Annotated in this window: 15 protein-coding genes and 1 pseudogene; 10 read left to right on the top strand and 6 right to left on the bottom strand. The window is 69.0% G+C overall.

Annotated elements, in window-relative coordinates:
• The first annotated feature begins 25 nt into the window (after positions 1–25).
• Together RF646_RS09685 and RF646_RS09680 are read left to right on the top strand one after the other, a co-directional pair.
• The gene (locus RF646_RS09685) at positions 26–727 is read left to right on the top strand and encodes a TetR/AcrR family transcriptional regulator (protein WP_231885613.1); all 702 of its coding nucleotides are present in this window, start codon (positions 26–28) and stop codon (positions 725–727) included.
• Positions 727–2,841 (top strand): acyl-CoA dehydrogenase, encoded by a 2,115-nt coding sequence (locus RF646_RS09680; protein ID WP_368835917.1) that lies wholly within the window; start codon positions 727–729, stop codon positions 2,839–2,841. The genes RF646_RS09685 and RF646_RS09680 overlap by 1 nt, the downstream gene beginning before the upstream one ends.
• Positions 2,842–3,023: 182 nt before the next feature.
• On the opposite strand, the gene RF646_RS09675 is transcribed toward RF646_RS09680, so the two are convergent.
• Genes RF646_RS09675 through RF646_RS09660 form a run of 4 tightly spaced genes read right to left on the bottom strand, consistent with a single transcriptional unit; the run spans position 3,024 to position 6,625 of the window.
• The gene (locus RF646_RS09675) at positions 3,024–3,941 is read right to left on the bottom strand and encodes a PP2C family serine/threonine-protein phosphatase (RefSeq protein ID WP_144999020.1); all 918 of its coding nucleotides are present in this window, start codon (positions 3,939–3,941) and stop codon (positions 3,024–3,026) included.
• Complete coding sequence (locus tag RF646_RS09670; protein ID WP_085106618.1) at positions 3,938–5,098, bottom strand: adenylate/guanylate cyclase domain-containing protein; 1,161 nt, start codon at positions 5,096–5,098, stop codon at positions 3,938–3,940. The genes RF646_RS09675 and RF646_RS09670 overlap by 4 nt, the downstream gene beginning before the upstream one ends.
• A complete protein-coding gene (locus tag RF646_RS09665; RefSeq protein WP_368835846.1) occupies positions 5,091–5,702 on the bottom strand; it encodes a hypothetical protein in 612 nt (203 codons plus the stop codon). The genes RF646_RS09670 and RF646_RS09665 overlap by 8 nt, the downstream gene beginning before the upstream one ends.
• Positions 5,699–6,625 (bottom strand): biotin--[acetyl-CoA-carboxylase] ligase, encoded by a 927-nt coding sequence (locus tag RF646_RS09660; protein WP_144999016.1) that lies wholly within the window; start codon positions 6,623–6,625, stop codon positions 5,699–5,701. Before RF646_RS09660 ends, RF646_RS09665 begins: the two co-directional genes overlap by 4 nt.
• Positions 6,626–6,751: 126 nt before the next feature.
• On the opposite strand from RF646_RS09660, the gene RF646_RS09655 reads away from it, so the two are divergent.
• The 8 genes from RF646_RS09655 (at position 6,752) to RF646_RS09620 (ending at position 15,975) form a co-directional block, all read left to right on the top strand.
• Complete coding sequence (locus RF646_RS09655; RefSeq protein ID WP_368835845.1) at positions 6,752–7,042, top strand: YciI family protein; 291 nt, start codon at positions 6,752–6,754, stop codon at positions 7,040–7,042.
• Between the two features lie 152 nt (positions 7,043–7,194).
• The gene (locus tag RF646_RS09650) at positions 7,195–8,775 is read left to right on the top strand and encodes an acyl-CoA carboxylase subunit beta (RefSeq protein WP_368835844.1); all 1,581 of its coding nucleotides are present in this window, start codon (positions 7,195–7,197) and stop codon (positions 8,773–8,775) included.
• Positions 8,772–9,095 carry an acyl-CoA carboxylase subunit epsilon gene (locus RF646_RS09645; protein WP_368835843.1) on the top strand — a complete coding sequence of 108 codons (324 nt, stop codon included), beginning with the start codon at positions 8,772–8,774 and terminating at the stop codon, positions 9,093–9,095. The genes RF646_RS09650 and RF646_RS09645 overlap by 4 nt, the downstream gene beginning before the upstream one ends.
• Before the next feature lie 72 nt (positions 9,096–9,167).
• On the top strand, positions 9,168–10,313 hold the full coding sequence (locus RF646_RS09640; protein ID WP_368835842.1) for a MauE/DoxX family redox-associated membrane protein: 1,146 nt from the start codon (positions 9,168–9,170) through the stop codon (positions 10,311–10,313).
• Between the two features lie 188 nt (positions 10,314–10,501).
• A complete protein-coding gene (locus RF646_RS09635; protein ID WP_368835841.1) occupies positions 10,502–12,238 on the top strand; it encodes a DUF885 domain-containing protein in 1,737 nt (578 codons plus the stop codon).
• 112 nt (positions 12,239–12,350) lie between these two features.
• A complete protein-coding gene (locus tag RF646_RS09630) occupies positions 12,351–13,781 on the top strand; it encodes a dicarboxylate/amino acid:cation symporter (protein WP_368835840.1) in 1,431 nt (476 codons plus the stop codon).
• Between the two features lie 172 nt (positions 13,782–13,953).
• On the top strand, positions 13,954–15,477 hold the full coding sequence (locus RF646_RS09625) for an aldehyde dehydrogenase family protein (RefSeq protein WP_064846902.1): 1,524 nt from the start codon (positions 13,954–13,956) through the stop codon (positions 15,475–15,477).
• A gap of 27 nt (positions 15,478–15,504) precedes the next feature.
• Positions 15,505–15,975, top strand: coding sequence for a DUF779 domain-containing protein (locus tag RF646_RS09620; protein WP_144999006.1), 471 nt, complete (start codon positions 15,505–15,507; stop codon positions 15,973–15,975).
• Here RF646_RS09620 and RF646_RS09615 read toward each other — a convergent pair.
• Together RF646_RS09615 and RF646_RS09610 are read right to left on the bottom strand one after the other, a co-directional pair.
• A pseudogene (locus tag RF646_RS09615) lies at positions 15,969–16,354 on the bottom strand (integrase core domain-containing protein); the annotation flags it as partial. The gene RF646_RS09620 and the pseudogene RF646_RS09615 sit on opposite strands and share 7 nt — an antisense overlap.
• 30 nt (positions 16,355–16,384) lie before the next feature.
• A partial coding sequence (locus RF646_RS09610) for a DUF1348 family protein (RefSeq protein WP_368835839.1) occupies positions 16,385–16,655 on the bottom strand: 271 nt, incomplete at its 5' end.

The following is a 16,655-nucleotide window of genomic DNA, read 5'->3' as shown; positions in this document are numbered from 1 at the left end:
CAGAATAGCTGATACTCTCGGTATCGTGAAACAGGTCACCCACCCCGTGGACGGCAGGAGCTCGCGTTGGCAGCGGCACCGCGCCGTGCGGCGGATCGAACTGATCACGGCCGCGCGCGACGCCGTGGCCGCGAACGGTGCTGCGCTGTCCATGGAGGAGATCGCCACGGCGTGCGGGACCTCCAAGTCCGTCTTCTACCGCTACTTCAAGGACAAGGCCGGCGTGCAGGCCGCGGTGGGTGAGTACTTCGTGACCCGGATGCGTCGACGCATGGTGGCCGCGGCCAGCGAAGCGGACACGTTCGCCGCCATGATCCACGCCCTCGTCTCCGAGTACCTCAAGTCCGTGGCGGCCTCCGGTGAGGTCTACCGCTTCGTGGTGACCGCACCCACGGAACGGGGTTCCACGATCGAACGCTTCGTGGATTCCGTAAGGGACCTGCTCATGGAGCAACACATGCGCCACCACGGCAGCCGGGCCACGCCCGAGGGGGTCCTGAAGTGCTGGGCCGCTTCCACCGTGGGCATGGTCCGCGGTGCGGGTGAGGCCTGGCTCGAACTCGGCGGCGATACCGCGAAACCGGATCGCCACACCATGAGTCGGATCATCACCACGTGGGCCGTGGAGGGCCTGCGCCCCGTGACCGGCAGTGAATCCGCACCACCAACTTCCCCCATCAGGACGACGGGTAAACCACCCGTCCCAGAGAACCGTCAGGAGTCATGATGTCCATTACCTCGGTCAGCGGAACAGTTCCCAATACCGACCGCATCGAAGACCTGCCCGAGGACGGTGCCACCACCCCGTCCGGGATCAACACCGCCGAGCTCGGCGCCATCCTGCTGGGGCGCTGGCCCGAAGCACGCAAGGCGGCACGCGAGCGGGCGAAGGATCCCCGCTTCCAGTCCCAGTACGACCAGTCCTTTGCGGACCAGCGCAACGTCACGTTCGAGCAGCTCAAGCTGCTCGCGGATGCCGGGCCCCAGTACCTGGGCATGCCCGAGAGCGTGGGCGGGGCCATGAGCCCCGGCGCCAACCTCTCCGCGTTCGAGGAGCTCGTGCTCGCGGACCCGTCCCTGCAGATCAAGTCCGGTGTGCAGTGGGGCCTGTTCGGCTCCGCCGTGCTGAACCTGGGCACCGAGGAGCACCACAAGAAGTGGCTCCCCTCCATCCTGGACCTCAGCATGCCCGGTGCGTTCGCCATGACGGAGATCGGCCACGGTTCTGACGTCGCCTCGATCGGCACCACCGCCACGTACGTCGCGGAGACGGACGAGTTCGAGATCCACACGCCGTTCAAGGCCGCGTGGAAGGACTACCTCGGCAACGCCGCGGTGCACGGCCGCGCGGCCACCGTGTTCGCGCAGCTCATCGTCAACGGCACCAACCACGGTGTGCACTGCCTCTACGTGCCCCTGCGGGACGAGAACGGCGAGTTCCTGCCGGGCGTGGGCGGCGAGGACGACGGCCGCAAGGGCGGGCTCAACGGCATCGACAACGGCCGACTGCACTTCGACCACGTGCGCGTGCCCCGCACCAACCTGCTCAACAAGTACGGGGACGTGGACGAGAACGGCGTCTACTCCTCCCCCATCCCGTCCCCGGGCCGGCGCTTCTTCACCATGATCGGCACGCTGGTGCAGGGCCGCGTGTCCCTCGACGGCGCCGCGACGATCGCGAACCAGGCCGCGCTGAGCATCGCGGTGCGCTACGCCGAGCAGCGCCGGCAGTTCACCACGGACTCGGACATCCAGGAGCAGACGCTGCTGGACTACCAGCGCCACCAGCGCCGGCTGATCCCGCGGATCGCCGAGACCTACGCGATGACCTTCGCGCACCAGCAGCTGCTCGACAAGTTCCACGAGGTGTTCTCCGGCGAGGATGAGTCCGACGGCAACCGCCAGGAGCTCGAGACCCTGGCCGCGGCGTTCAAGCCGATGTCCACGTGGAGCGCCCTTGACACGCTGCAGGAGTGCCGCGAGGCGTGCGGCGGTGCGGGCTTCATGGCCAAGAACCGCCTCGTGGAGCTGCGCGCGGACCTGGACGTGTACGTGACCTTCGAGGGTGACAACACCATCCTGCTCCAGCTCGTGGCCAAGCGCCTGCTCAACGACTACTCCGCGGAGTTCAAGAACGCGGACGTGGGCGTGATGGCCCGCTACGTGGCGGACCGCGCCACCGAGGCCGGCTTCAACCGCTCCGGGTTGCGCAAGCTGACCCAGGCGTTCTCGGACACCGGGGACTCCCGCAAGTCCGTCAACGCCCTGCGCGATCCCGCGGCCCAGCGCGCGCTGCTCACCGACCGGGTGCAGACCATGATCGGCGACATCGCGGACGAGCTGCGGGCCGTCTCCCGCAAGTCCCGCACCGAGCAGGCAAAAGCGTTCAACGACAACCAGAACCGGCTGCTCGAGGCCGCCCGCTCCCACGCCCAGCTGCTGCAGTGGGAGGCGTTCACCGCTGGTCTCGAGAAGATCGAGGACCCGGACACCAAGCGCGTGCTCACGTGGCTGCGGGACCTCTTCGGCCTGCACCTGATCGAGCAGGACCTCGCGTGGTACCTCTCCTACGGTCGGCTCTCGATGCGCCGCGGCCGCGCTCTGGAGTCCTACATCAACCGCCTCATTGCGCGCCTGCGCCCCTACTCCCTGGAGCTGGTGGACGCGTTCGGGCTCTCGCCCGAGCTGCTGCGCGCTGAGATCGGCGGCACGGTGGAGGCCGAGCGCCAGGAGGAGGCCGCGGGCTACTACCGCCGGTTGCGCGCGAGCGGCAAGGCCCCCGTCAAGGAGCCCAAGCCCGCCAAGGACCCGGGCGCCCAGACGCGCGGCCACCACGCCTGACCCGGCCGGCTCGCGCGGGGGTTCCGCGTCCGCGTGAGCCGTGCCCCGACCGTTTCATTGCGAACGAAACGCTCGGGTTGAGGCGCGCACGCAACGGGCCCGAGCGGCGTGGTCCATCACGACGCCGCTCGGGGCCCGTTCGCGTGCCCAGGCACCGGCCGCGCGATGCCCGAGACGTGAACTCAGCGGATCCTGGGGATGGACGTGGTGTTGGCGCGGGGGTCGTCCGCGCGCAGCACGTCCGCGACCACAAGCGTGACATTGTCTCGGCCACCAGTGCGCAGCGCGGCCTGGACCAGGACGTCTGCGGCCTCCTTGGGGTGCGGGACCGAGTGCAGGACGCGGGCGATGTGCGCGGGCGAGAGTTCCCCCGTGAGACCGTCGGAGCACATGAGCAACCGCTGCCCCGGCACCGCGGGCACCACGATCACGTCCGGTTCCCAGATCTGGCCCGTGCCAAGGGCGCGCGTGATGACGTTGCGCCGCGGGTGCACGAGCGCCTGGGCCGGGGTGAGCTGGCCGATCGAGACGAGGTACTGCACCTCGGAGTGGTCCACGGTCAGCTGGGTCACGCCCACGGGTCCGGTCTCGGTCGTGGGCGGCTCCCCCACGGGCGGGCCTACGAGCTGGTAGGTGCGCGAATCCCCCACGTTGAACACGAGCCACAACCAGGTACCGGCGATCTCCACGAGCCACGCACCCGTGACCGTGGTCCCGGCGCGCGTGCCGCACTGGGCCTGGATGGCCTGGTCCGCTTCCCACAGCACCGAGCGCACCCGGTGCACGGCCTCCAGTGCCTCGTTGGGCACGTCCGGGTCGAGCTTGAGCTGGCGGTCGATCGTCGCGCGGAACCGGGCGACGTCCGATCCGGGTGCCGGTTCCACGATCACGTAGTCGCGGAAGTCGTCGAGCGAGAACAGGTCCGAGCCACCCAGCGTGGACACGCACAGCGCGCTGGCCACCTCACCGGCCTCGTGACCGCCCATCCCGTCCGCGACGGCACACATGGTGTCCGTGACGATCAGTGCGTCCTCGTTCGTCTCACGACGCAGTCCCCGATCGGTGACACCGCCCGATCGGATGGTCAGGGGAACGGTCATTCGACCTCGTCTTCCAGAAAGGGCCCGTGGCCCTGGGTGATCGACACGGGGCGCACGTCCCCGAAGCCGCGCACGTTGCGGGTGGGTTGCGGGGTCAGCACGAACCGGTCGTCGCCGTCGAGTACACGGGCGGTGGAGGCGTCCACCATGACACCCCCGGGTTCCGTGAGGGCCACGAGCCGGGACGCGAGGTTCACGGTGGGCCCGTAGAGATCACCGAGTCGCGGCAGCACGCGCCCCCACACGAACGCGACGCGGGCCTGCGGCAACAGGGGATCGTTCTTGATCACGCGGGCGAGTGCGAGCGAGATCTGCGCCCCGCCCTCGGGGGTCTCGGACAGGAACATCACTTCGTCGCCGATGGTCTTGATCACGCGGCCACCGCCGATCGAGATCACCTCCGCGCACCGCTTCTCGAAGCGCTGCACGAGGTTGGCCAGGGTGCGCTCGTTCATCTGCCGGGACAGGGACGTGTAGGAGACGAGGTCCGCGAACCCCACGCCGCGCGCGAGCGGCAGGGACGAGGAGCCCACGTCCGGGCCCGTCATCCCGAGGCTCACCGTGGACCCGTCCGCGCGTTCACCGCGCATGGCCAGTCGTTGCACGGCTGCGGAGAGCTGACGGCGCCACGCGTAGTCGAGCAGGTTCTCGAGCGGTTCGAGAATCTCCGGGAGCATGCGCAGCAGTTCGCGCCGTGCCTGGGCGTCCGTCATGTCCCGGTGGGCCACCATGTCCTCGACGAGCGCCTCGATCTGCCACACGACCATGCGGTCGGTCAGTTGCGCCACGGAGCGGGCCAGGGACAGCGCGGCCTCCTCGCTGAGCTTCTCCTCCTGCACGAGGTTGGAGACCACCCGCAGGGCCCGGACGTCCTCGCCCGTGAAGTAGACGTCGTCGTCGCTGAGGTTCGGGAAGCCCAGGGCACGCCAGATCTTCCGGGCGGACGCCGTGGACAGCCCCGCTTCACGCGCGGCCTCCCGGCGCCGCAGGTGACGCTGCGAACCCAACAACAGGGAGTCGAGGTGGCGCGCCGCCGCCTTGGACTCCTCCGACCCGTACAGGTTGGACTGCACGGGATTGTGCACGTTCAGGTTGAGCTGTTCGGTCTGCGGCCCGGTGACGTATCCGTCCGTGTGCTCCGAGGGGTCGTCAGCCACGCGGTCCTCCTTGCTGGGCGATATGGGTTCCGGGATACCCCGGTCCGGCCGTGTTGCCTCCACCACTGTAGTTGCCCGCGTCCGCCGCGGACTCGCGGACCAACGCGGCGAAGCGGGCCGGTTGCGGGCAGCTGGCGAGTTTGAGCCCGCCCAGGCCCCCGAAATCCGCGAGCACGGTGCCGCGGTCCAGGCCCTCGCGGGCCTCGCCGGGCCGGGTGGCCCCGCGCGTGACGCGCACCGAGCGCAGTTCGTTCAGGGGCAGGAACACAGCACCGTCCCGCGCCGGGGGCCCCACGAGGGCAAGCCGCGCGGTGGTCAGCACGAAGCGCGTGCGCAGCCAGCGCCACGCGGGCGAGAGCACGAACCGCCACGCGAGCAGCAATGCCGCAATGAGCAGCAGCCACCCCACGAACGCGTGCAGCGTGGTCCATGGGGTGGCTGTGGGCCGCCACGTGAGGTCCAGGACGCGGCGCAGGGCCGAATAACCGAACACGATCGCCCACGCGGCGAGCGCCGGGGCCACGAGTTTCACGGGGTGGGCGCGGGTGGCCACGACCGTGTCCTCCCCCGGTGCCAGGTCCAGGGCGCGGCGCGAGCGTGTCATCGGGGCCTCTCGTTCTCGTGTCCGGCGTCCTCCGGGGTGCGGGGGCCGGGTCGCACGTGGACGACGTCGCCCGCGCCGTACTCGTGCTCGCGGCCGTCGTCGTCGCGCACGCGCAGCTGACCGGACGATCCCAGTCCCACGGCGGTGGCGGGCAATGGCGCGTTGCGCCCGGGCAGGTGCACGAGCACGCGGCGTCCCAGGGTGTCGAGAGCGGATTCGAGCTCCCGTCGCAGTTCCCCACCCGGCCCGAGTTGCGCGGCGGGGTCCACGCTCGCGCGGTCGAGGGCGCGGGAGAAGTGGGCGAGCACCCCGGTGAGCACCGCGCTGCGGGTGGGGACAGCGGCGTCGTTCCCGGTCTCGAGGCGCAGGGACGTGGCGCCGGGGACCGGGAGGTGGCCCTGCTGGACGTTGATGCCCGCGCCGAGTACCACGGTGGGTCCTTGGTGTGCGGCACCGGGGGGCGAGGGTACGAGGGACGCGAGGATGCCGCAGACCTTGCGTTCGCGGATCAGGACGTCGTTGGGCCACTTCACCGCCGCGGGGACGCCGGTCAGCTCGCGCACGGTGGCCGTGACACTGTGCGCGAGCATCAGCGTGAGCCACGGCAGGAGGTCCTGCGGCCACGCGCGGCCCGAGCGGTCCCGCGGCGTGAGGGCCACCGAGAACGTCACGGCGGTGCCCGCGGGGGTGAACCAGCTGCGGTCCAGGCGCCCCTTGCCGCGGCTCTGGAATCCCGCAACGACCGCTCGCAGCGGTGCCCCGGCGGCGTCGTGCGCCGCGTCCCGCGAGAGCTGTTCGACGAGCCACTCGTTGGTGGACGGGACGCTGTCCAGGATCGTGAGGCGGCACCCGTGGCCGCGCAGCGCCCCGTCCAGCTCCGCGGCGCGGTAGTCCGCGGCGGGCCGGTCCTCGGTGGCTTCCATGGGTACTCCTCACATGACTGTGCCGACGACGCATGTCGACGACGGGGCGGTACCGCAAGTTTATGTCTAGCGTCGTGAGCCGGGCATATGCTGGGACCAGCCAGTGCCACCACGAGAGGACCCGGTATGAGCGTCTACGCCTTGAACTACGTCTACGGCGGCCCGCAGGACATCCTGACCGAGCACCGCCCCGCCCACCGCGCGTTCCTGCGCGAACTGCACGAGCGCGGCGTCGTGATCGTTTCGGGGCCCTTGGAAGGTGACGCCGCATTGATCGTCCTGCGCGCGGACAGCGCCGAGGAGATCGAACGGATCATCGCCGAGGACCCCCTGGTGGTCCACGGTGTGGTCACGGAGCACACGATCCGGGAATGGACCGTGACGATCGGCTCGGTGGGGTCCGACACCTCCGTCTGAGGGACCCGGGACGCTCGCGCCCGTCGAAAGAGCACCGGCCTGCGTTGTGGGACTTCTACAAAGGCGCGTGTGGGCCCTGCAATTACACTGGGGGGCGTTCCCAGGGCTCGCGGTACGCCCAACCAGTACCGATCACGATGACGCGAGGTGTTATGAGCCACGACCTGTCCACCACAGCAGGCAAGATCGCCGACTTCCGGCAGCGCCGCGAGGAGGCCGCGGTACCGTCCGGACAGGCGGCCGTGGACAAGCAGCACGCGCGCGGGAAGAACACCGCCCGGGAACGCATTGAGATGTTGCTGGACCCCGACTCGTTCGTGGAGTTCGACGCCCTGGCCGTGCACCACAGCACCATGTTCGGCATGGAGAAGAAGAAGCCGCTGGGTGACGGCGTGGTGAGCGGTTTCGGCACCGTGGACGGGCGCCTCGTGGCCGTCTACTCCCAGGATTTCGGCGTGTTCGGGGGCTCCCTGTCCCAGGTCAACGGCGAGAAGATCGTCAAGGTCCAGAAGTTCGCACTGCGCAACGGGTGCCCGGTGATCGGGATCAACGACGGCGGCGGCGCCCGCATCCAGGAGGGCGTGGCCTCCCTGGCGATGTTCGCGGACATCTTCCGCATGAACGTGCGCTCCTCCGGGGTGGTCCCGCAGATCTCGCTCATCATGGGCCCGTGCGCCGGTGGCGCCGCCTACTCCCCCGCACTGACCGACTTCGTGGTCATGGTGGACAAGACCTCCCACATGTTCATCACGGGCCCAGACGTCATCAAGACCGTCACGGGTGAGACCGTGGACATGGAGACCCTGGGTGGGGCCCGCTCCCACAACGAGCGCACGGGCACCGCCGCCTACCTGGCCTCGGACGAGCAGGACGCCTTCGACTTCGTCCACGAGCTGCTCGAGTACCTGCCCGGCAATAACCTGCAGGACAGCCCGGTGCTCGACCACGACCAGGTCGAAGAGGTCACGGACGAGGACCTCGCCCTGGACACCTTGACCCCGGACTCCGCGAACCAGCCGTACGACATGCGCACCGTGATCGAGACGGTCGTGGACGACGGGCACTTCATGCAGATCCAGGAACTCTACGCCCCCAACGTGATGGTGGGCTACGCCCGCGTTGAGGGTCACACCGTGGGGATCGTGGCAAACCAACCCATGCAGTTCGCCGGGACCCTGGACATCGCGGCCTCCGAGAAGGCCGCGCGGTTCGTGCGTCACTGCGACGCCTTTAACATCCCGATCCTCACGTTCGTGGACGTCCCCGGGTTCCTGCCCGGCACGGACCAGGAGTTCAACGGGATCATCCGCCGCGGGGCCAAGCTGCTCTACGCGTACGCGGAGGCCACGGTCCCCCTGGTCACGCTCATCACCCGCAAGGCCTACGGCGGCGCGTACATCGTGATGGGGTCCAAGAAGCTGGGCGCGGACATCAACCTCGCGTGGCCCACCGCCCAGATCGGTGTCATGGGCTCCCAGGGTGCGGTGGAGATCCTCTACCGCCGGGACCTCAAGGCCGCCCAGGAAACTGGTGAGGACCAGCAGCTGCGCGCCGAACTCGCGCAGAAGTTCGAGGAGGACCTGCTCAACCCCTACCAGGCCGCCGAACTTGGGTATGTGGACGCGGTGATCTGCCCGTCCGAGACCCGCGAGCAAATCATCCGGGCCCTGCGCGGGCTCGCGGACAAGCGCGCGTCCACCCCCGCCAAGAAGCATGGGAACATCCCGCTGTGAGCACGGCCGAGAACACCTCACCGGCCTCACGGGCGGCCGGTGACGTGTCCCGTCCCGCCCATGATCCGGGGACCGCGGCGGTCGCTTCGCTGCCCGAGACCACGAGTCGCCAGGACCCCCTGTTCACGGTCACCCACGGCAACCCGACCCCGGAGGAGCTGGCCGCGCTCACCGTGGTGTTCTCCGCGCAGGCCGCGGCGCAGGACGCCCAGCCCTCCCGCGCACCCAAGCCTCCGCGGTCCCAGACCCGGCGACTGCGCCTGGGCCTGCGGTTGCGACCGGGGCGCGGTGCGTGGCGGCGCACCCTGCCCGATCGTTGAGCCCAGTCCGCCGCCCCCTTGTCGGCTTGTCAGCGCACATGAGGAGGATGCATCGAAATGGATAATGTTTCCGTGGCTGTCATCTCCTCGTCCTCCCTGGGTTCACTCGCCCTCGTGCTGCTGATCAGCGGGGTGGCCAAGCTCGTCTCCCCCTCCACCGGCCCGTCCCTGCTGACGTCCCTGCCCACGCCCCTCACGGCGCGTTGGCTACAGGGCGTCCTGCCGTGGCTCGAACTGGTCCTGGCGATCGCGCTCCTGCTGGCCTCCGGGGTGGTGCTGTGGGCCGCGGCCTCCGCCGCCACGGTGCTGTTTTCGGTGTTCACGGCCGCGGTGTTCCGCGGCACCCGGCAGTCGGATCCCGCCTCGTGCGGGTGCTTCGGCTCCCTGTCCCGCGCCCCGGTGTCCAGGCGGACCGTGGTGCGCAACCTCGCCTTCACGATCGTGGCCGCCCTGGCCCTGCTGCTCGTCACCGTGGGCGGTTACGACGGGCCGGTCCTGGACGTCCCGTGGTGGGTCGTCGCGGCGGTCGCGATCCCCGTGGGACTCATGCTCGTGAGCCTGTGGAGCGAACGCCCGGGTCCGTCCCACGCCGGTGACCCGCACGCGCTCGCCGGGATCCCGCCGCTGCCGGGTTCCTCGCACGACGACGCCGCTGTGCCCGCCTACGCGCTCACAGCGGGTACTCCGGTCCCCGCGCAGGCGGGCCCACCAGCGGGTGCGGTCCCCGGCGCCGTCGCGCCTCGACCCGCGGGAGACTCCGCAGCCCCACGACCGGCCGGCATTTCCAAAGCCCCCGAAGAACACGACGTCTACGCGCGTTTACCCATTCCCTACGCGGGGCTCACGGACGCCGCCGGCAACCCGGTGACCCTGCGTGGGCTGGCCGCCACCGCGGCGCGCGCCCTGGTCCACGTGAGTCCTTCGTGCGGGGCATGCACCCCCGCGATCGACCGTGCGGCGGGGATGCCCGACCACCTGGGGCCGGTCGCGGTGCACGCCGTGGTGGCCCGCGAGGAGGACCGAGATCTGCTCCCTCCGAGCCTGCGTGCAGCGTGTTTGGTGGACCGCGAGCACGAGGTGAGCGCCATGTTCGAGCACCCCGGTACCCCGTGGGTCGTGGTGCTCGGTGCCGATGGGCTGCTCGCCGGCGGCCCGGTCGCGGGTACGGACGCAGTGCTCGAGCTGCTCGCGGAACTCGAGGAACGATTCGCGGGCTGAACTCGCAGCCCCGGTGCTTCGCGGCGGCCACACCGGTGAGTACACCGGCGCGCTCCCCGGTGCCGAGGGAACCGCGCCGTCGCCGCGCCGAATTGCGACAGCGCCGACGTGCGAGCGCACACCGCCCGGGCGTGTCGGACTCGCCAGGGTGCTTGCCGCCGGCCGGAGCGTGACTAGGGTGACACTCTGTGACGCACATCGACTCCACCCCGCAGAGCCGCGAACCCCTGGCACCCCTGGGCACCACGCACCGCTCCGCGACCGCCGTGGACACCCTCGCAGAAACCTACTTCGACCATTGCATGGCCCTGGATCCCAGCGCCGCCACGTTCAACGGCATTCCCGGCCACGAGACCGACTACCCGGACTACGGGCCCGCGGGCCGCGCGGCCGCCGCGGAACTGGCCCGCACCACGCTCGAGCTCGTCGAACGGGCGGAGCCCCAGGACGACGTGGACCGCGTGACGCTGCACGCGCTGCGCGACGAGCTGCGCCTGCAGCTGGACCGCCACGAGGCGAACCTGGACGTGTCCGTGGTCAGCAACATCGCGTCCCCGGTGCAGGAGATCCGGCAGATCCTGGACGCCATGCCGCGGGACACGGAGCAGGAGTGGAAGCACATCGCCGGCCGGATGGCCAACATCCCCGCGGCCCTGGAGCAGTACCTCGAGGGCCTGCGCGAGGCCGTGGAACTGGACCGCCCGCCGTCCGCCCCGCAGATCGTGGAGGCCTCCCAGCAGGCGGAGCAGTACGCGTCGGACAAGGGCTCCTTCGCGGTGCTCACGAACGACCCCACCGCGCCGGAGGGCGTGCGCGAGGAGCTGCGCCGCGCCGCGGACGCTGCGCGCGAGGCATACCGCGGCGTCGCCCGGGCACTGCGCGAGGAGTTCGCCCCCGGGGCGCGGGAATCGGACGCGTGCGGGATTGACGACTACCGGTTGCACCTCGCCTCGTTCCTGGGCGCCCGGCTGGACCCGCGCGAGGTCTACGACTGGGCGGTGCAGCAACTGCTCGAGCTGGATGCCGAACAGCGCCGGATCGCGGAGCAGATCCAGCCGGGAGCGAGCATCCCCGAGGCGATGGCCGCGCTCACCGCGGACCCCGCACGGCAACTGCACTCCCCCGAGGAGCTGCAGACCTGGATGCAGCGGCTATCAGACGCCGCACTGGACACCCTCGCGGACACCCACTTCGAGATCACCGAGCCCATGCGCGAACTCGAGTGCCGGATCGCCCCCACGCACGACGGCGTCATCTACTACACGCCCCCGAGCGGTGATTTCACCCGGCCCGGGCGTATGTGGTGGTCCGTCCCCGAGAACGTCTCCCAGCACGCCACGTGGGAGGAGACCACCACGGTCTACCACGAGGGTGTCCCCGGTCATCACCTGCAGATCGCCACAGCCCTGGCGAACGCGGGTGAGCTCAACAGATGGCGCCGGATGGGCATCTGGGTCTCCGGTCACGGCGAGGGCTGGGCGTTGTACGCCGAGCGACTCATGGCCGAGCTGGGCTTCTTGGACGACCCCGGGGATCGGATGGGCATGCTCGACTCGCAGCGCCTGCGGACGGTGCGCGTGATCTTCGACGTGGGATTCCACTGCGGCTTCGAGATCCCGGAGGTGCTCGGGGACCTGCTGGGCGGCGCGCGCGCGGGTGAGACCTGGACCTCCGACGACGGTTGGGCGTTCCTGCGCCACAACGTAGTGATGGCCGATTCCGTGCTGCGCTTCGAATGGTTGCGCTACATGGGATGGCCGGGTCAGGCGCCGTCCTACCGGATCGGCCAGCAGATGTGGCTCGACGCCCGGCAGCAGGCCATGGCGCGCGAGGGAGCGGACTTCGACCTCAGGCAGTTTCATGCCCGCGCACTGCGCCTGGGCTCCGTGGGATTGGACACACTCTCGTACGCCTTGGCCCTGTAGGCGGCGGATTCTCAGGGATTCGTCAGGGTGCGGGATTTTATTCCCGTGTCACGCTGTCATATTTCGTCATGTGACCCGTGCCGTTTAGGATACCCGGGCCTATCCTGGGCGCATGAATTCCGCAGAAAGTACTCGCCGTCTCCCGCGGTGGATGACGTCGTTCGGGTGGCAGATCCTGATCGCTCTGATTTTGGGTCTTCTCCTCGGATCGCTGGCCGCTGCCATGGGTGGCGACCCCGAGGAGAACCCCAACTGGCTCATGACCACGTTGGACACGATCGGCACGAGCTACGTCACCATCCTCAAGGCCGCCGTGGTCCCGCTCGTGGTCACGGCCGTGATCTCCTCCATCGCCAACCTGCGTGACGTCTCCAACGCCGCGCGCCTCGCGTGGAAGACCCTGTTGTGGTTCGCCATCACCGCGTTGATCGCGGTGGTGATCGGCATGCTGCTCGGTGTCATCGCGCAGCCCGGTGTGGGCACCGGCCAGGAACAGCCCGGCACGTATTCCGGCAGCGAGGGCTCGTGGCTCGGGTTCCTCAAGGGCCTGATCCCCGTGAACTTCCTTGGTCTGGAGACCAGCTCCAAGGTCGTGGATCCGGAGACCGTGACCACCGCCGTGAACTTCAACATCCTGCAGATCCTGGTGGTCTCGCTCGTGATCGGCATCGCCGCGCTGAAGGTCGGCAAGGCCGCCGAGCCGTTCCTGACCTTCATGCAGTCCGCGCTGGCCATCATGCAGAAGGTCGTGTGGTGGATCATCCGCCTGGCTCCCCTGGGCACCCTGGGGCTCATCGGCCGCGCCGTGTTCGAGTACGGCTGGACCTCCATGGGTTCGCTCGTGAAGTTCGTGATCACGGTTTACGTGGGCCTGCTGCTCGTGGCCTTCGTGGTCTACCCCCTGTTGATCAAGCTCAACGGGCTGTCCGTCAAGCAGTTCTTCTCGGGCGTGTGGCCCGCCATGCAGCTGGGCTTCGTCTCCCGTTCGTCCCTGGGCACCATGCCCATGACGCAGCGCGTGAGCGAGCGCAACCTGGGTGTCCCCGGGCACTACGCGTCCTTCGCGATCCCGCTGGGTGCGACCACCAAGATGGACGGTTGCGCCGCGATCTACCCGGCGATCGCCGCGATCTTCGTCGCGCAGTTCTACGGTGTGCCCCTGACCCCGATGCACTTCGTGCTGATCGCGCTGGTCTCCGTCCTGGGTTCCGCCGCGACCGCCGGCACCACCGGTGCCACGGTCATGCTGACCCTGACGCTGTCCACGCTGGGCTTGCCGCTCGACGGCGTGGGCCTGCTGCTCGCCGTGGACCCGATCCTGGACATGGGCCGCACCGCCCTGAACGTCACCGGTCAGGCCCTCGTGGCCACGATCGTCTCCAAGCGCGAAGGCATCCTGGACACCCGGCTCTACGACGCCCCGCGTTCGAGTGAGCCGTTCAAGGACGACGCCGCCCTCATGGAGCAGCCCGCCCACTCCGGTGAGCAGGGTTCGCACGCGTACGCTCCCGCCGCGCCTTCGGACGGGCAACGCACCGAGTAGGCGCCACCGACCACCGGCACTTTCTGTGAACGGGGCAGTCCGGGTTCTCCCGGGCCGCCCCGTTGCGTGTGCACATTGTGTACGCATAAGGGGGCATGCGGGTGCCTGTCATGATGTCGGGGGCCTGGCTATAGTGTGGTGCACCTCACTTTCGGACAACAGGATGGTCGCCATGAGCGTGTACACCCAGCCCGGCACGGACGGATCCGTCGTCAGCTTCAAATCCCGTTACGAACACTTCATCGGCGGCGCGTGGGTGCCCCCGGTCAAGGGGCAGTACTTCGAGGACGTCACCCCCGTCACGGGCAAGGCGTTCACCGAGGTCGGCCGGGGAACGGCCGAAGACATCGAGGCCGCACTCGACGCCGCGTGGGCCGCAGCGCCGTCGTGGAACGCCTCTACGCCCGCGCAGCGAGCGCTCATGCTCAACAGGATCGCGGACCGCATGGAGGAGAACCTCGAGGTGATCGCGGTCGCAGAAACCTGGGACAACGGCAAACCCGTGCGCGAGACGCTCAACGCGGACATCCCCCTGGCCATCGACCACTTCCGCTACTTCGCCGGTGCGATCCGCGCGCAGGAAGGGCGGCTGTCCCAGCTGGACGAGGACACCGTGGCGTACCACTTCCACGAGCCCCTCGGCGTCGTCGGCCAGATCATCCCCTGGAACTTCCCCATCCTCATGGCCGTGTGGAAGCTCGCCCCGGCGCTCGCCGCCGGCAACTGCGTGGTGCTCAAGCCCGCCGAGCAGACCCCGGCGTCCATCCTGGTGCTCATGGAGCTGATCCAAGACCTGATCCCGGACGGCGTGGTCAACATCGTCAACGGCTTCGGCGTGGAGTGCGGCAAGCCGCTCGCGTCCAACAAGCGCATTCGCAAGATCGCGTTCACCGGTGAGACCACCACGGGCCGACTCATCATGCAGTACGCGTCCGAGAACATCATCCCGGTGACCCTGGAACTCGGGGGCAAGTCGCCCAACATCTTCTTCGAGGACGTCGCCCAGCAGAAGGACGGCTTCTACGACAAGGCCCTGGAAGGCTTCGCGTTCTTCGCTCTGAACCAGGGGGAGATCTGCACGTGCCCGTCGCGCGCGCTGATCCAGGAATCGATGTACGACCAGTTCCTCGCGGACGGGGTCGAGCGCGTCTCTCGCATCACCGCCGGCAACCCGCTCGACACCGACACCATGATCGGCGCGCAGGCCTCCACGGACCAGCTCGAGAAGATCCTGTCCTACCTGGACATCGGCAAGAAGGAGGGAGCGAAGGTTCTCATCGGCGGCGAGCGCGCGGAGCTCGAGGGCGACCTCGCTGGCGGCTACTACGTGCAGCCCACCGTGTTCGAGGGCACCAACGACATGCGCATCTTCCAGGAGGAGATCTTCGGTCCGGTGCTCTCGGTGGCGAAGTTCGGCTCGTACGACGACGCTATCTCGATCGCCAACGACACCCTCTACGGTCTGGGCGCCGGTGTGTGGGCTCGTAGCGGTAACACCGCCTACCGCGCCGGCAGGGCCATCCAGTCCGGCCGCGTGTGGGTGAACCAGTACCACAGCTACCCCGCGCACTCCGCGTTCGGCGGTTACAAGTCCTCGGGCATCGGCAGGGAGAACCACCTCATGATGCTCGACCACTACCAGCAGACCAAGAACATGCTCGTGAGCTACACCGAGAACGCGCAGGGCTTCTTCTAGACCCTGACCGGAAGGCGAGGAACCGTCATGAGCACCCCTTCATCACCGGCGGACCCGTCCCCGGCGGACATCGCGGATCCCGAACACCCCGTGGTGCTCGAGGCGACCGCTGCGGTACCCGGTGAGACCACCTCACGGGTCGGTTTCACCGGGCCCGCAGTGGCCCTGTTGCAGGAACTGTGGGAGCAACATGGACCCCTCATGTTCCACCAGTCCGGGGGATGCTGTGACGGTTCCTCGCCCATGTGCTTCCCCGCCGGTGAGTTCCGCACGGGCGCGGCCGATGTCCTGCTGGGCACCGCCCGGTTGCCGTCCCCGACCGGCGAGGATCTCGGGGGCCTGGAGTTCTGGATCTCCGCCGAGCAGTTCGAGTACTGGCGGCACACGCGGTTGGTGATCGACGCCGTTCCCGGCCGCGGTGGGGGCTTCTCCCTCGAGGCCCCTACGGGCCGGCGCTTCCTCACCCGCAGCGAACTGTGTGGGATCGAGGTGTACTGATCGGAGACGTTGGTCAATCGTGAGAAGGGTGGCTGGTTCCCGCAGGCTGTGTGGGGGCGGTGGTGGTTGTAGTAGTGCAGCCAGCCCTCGGGTTTCCCGCGGCGCTCGGCCTCGCTCGTCTAGCAGCGGGCGTAGCCCCAGCCGTCGGCCAGGGTGAGGTGGAACCGCTCGATCTTCCCGTTGGTCTGCGGCCGAGACGGCCTCGTGCGTTTGTGCCGGATGCCGAGGTCGATGCAGGTGTCTCGCCACAAGTGTGAGCGGTAGGCGCCGCCGTTGTCGGACAGCACCTCTCGACGGTGACACCACGCTGGTTGAACCACTCGACGGCCCGGACGAGGACGGCAGTGGCAGTGAGGGCAATGTCGTCGTCGTGGATCTCGGCGGGGCATTCAATCGCTGGGCGAAAGGCTCACCAGGTGGGAAGTTCGCCGTGGCCTGGGGTGACGCGTCGCTCATCCTGACCAATGGGACGGTCGTTGATGCTGGCCTCGCGATGGGTCATGTAGCCCTGTGCGTCGAAACGCCACAGCTCATTGCCGTAGGAGCGCCACCACCGGCCGTCATGGTCGTGCCACTCGTACTGGAATCGCACGGCGATCTGATCGTCGGTGAAGCGCCCTGGGTTTCGTTCCGAGGTCAGGACGCAACGGGCGCTACGTCGTGGTCGTGAGTGTAGGCTA

Source organism: Kocuria sp. CPCC 205261 (assembly GCF_040981025.1).
GTDB classification, from domain to species: domain Bacteria; phylum Actinomycetota; class Actinomycetes; order Actinomycetales; family Micrococcaceae; genus Kocuria; species Kocuria marina.
The sequence above is the reverse complement of the archived record's forward strand: the minus strand, read 5'-3'. Positions and strand labels throughout refer to the sequence as shown.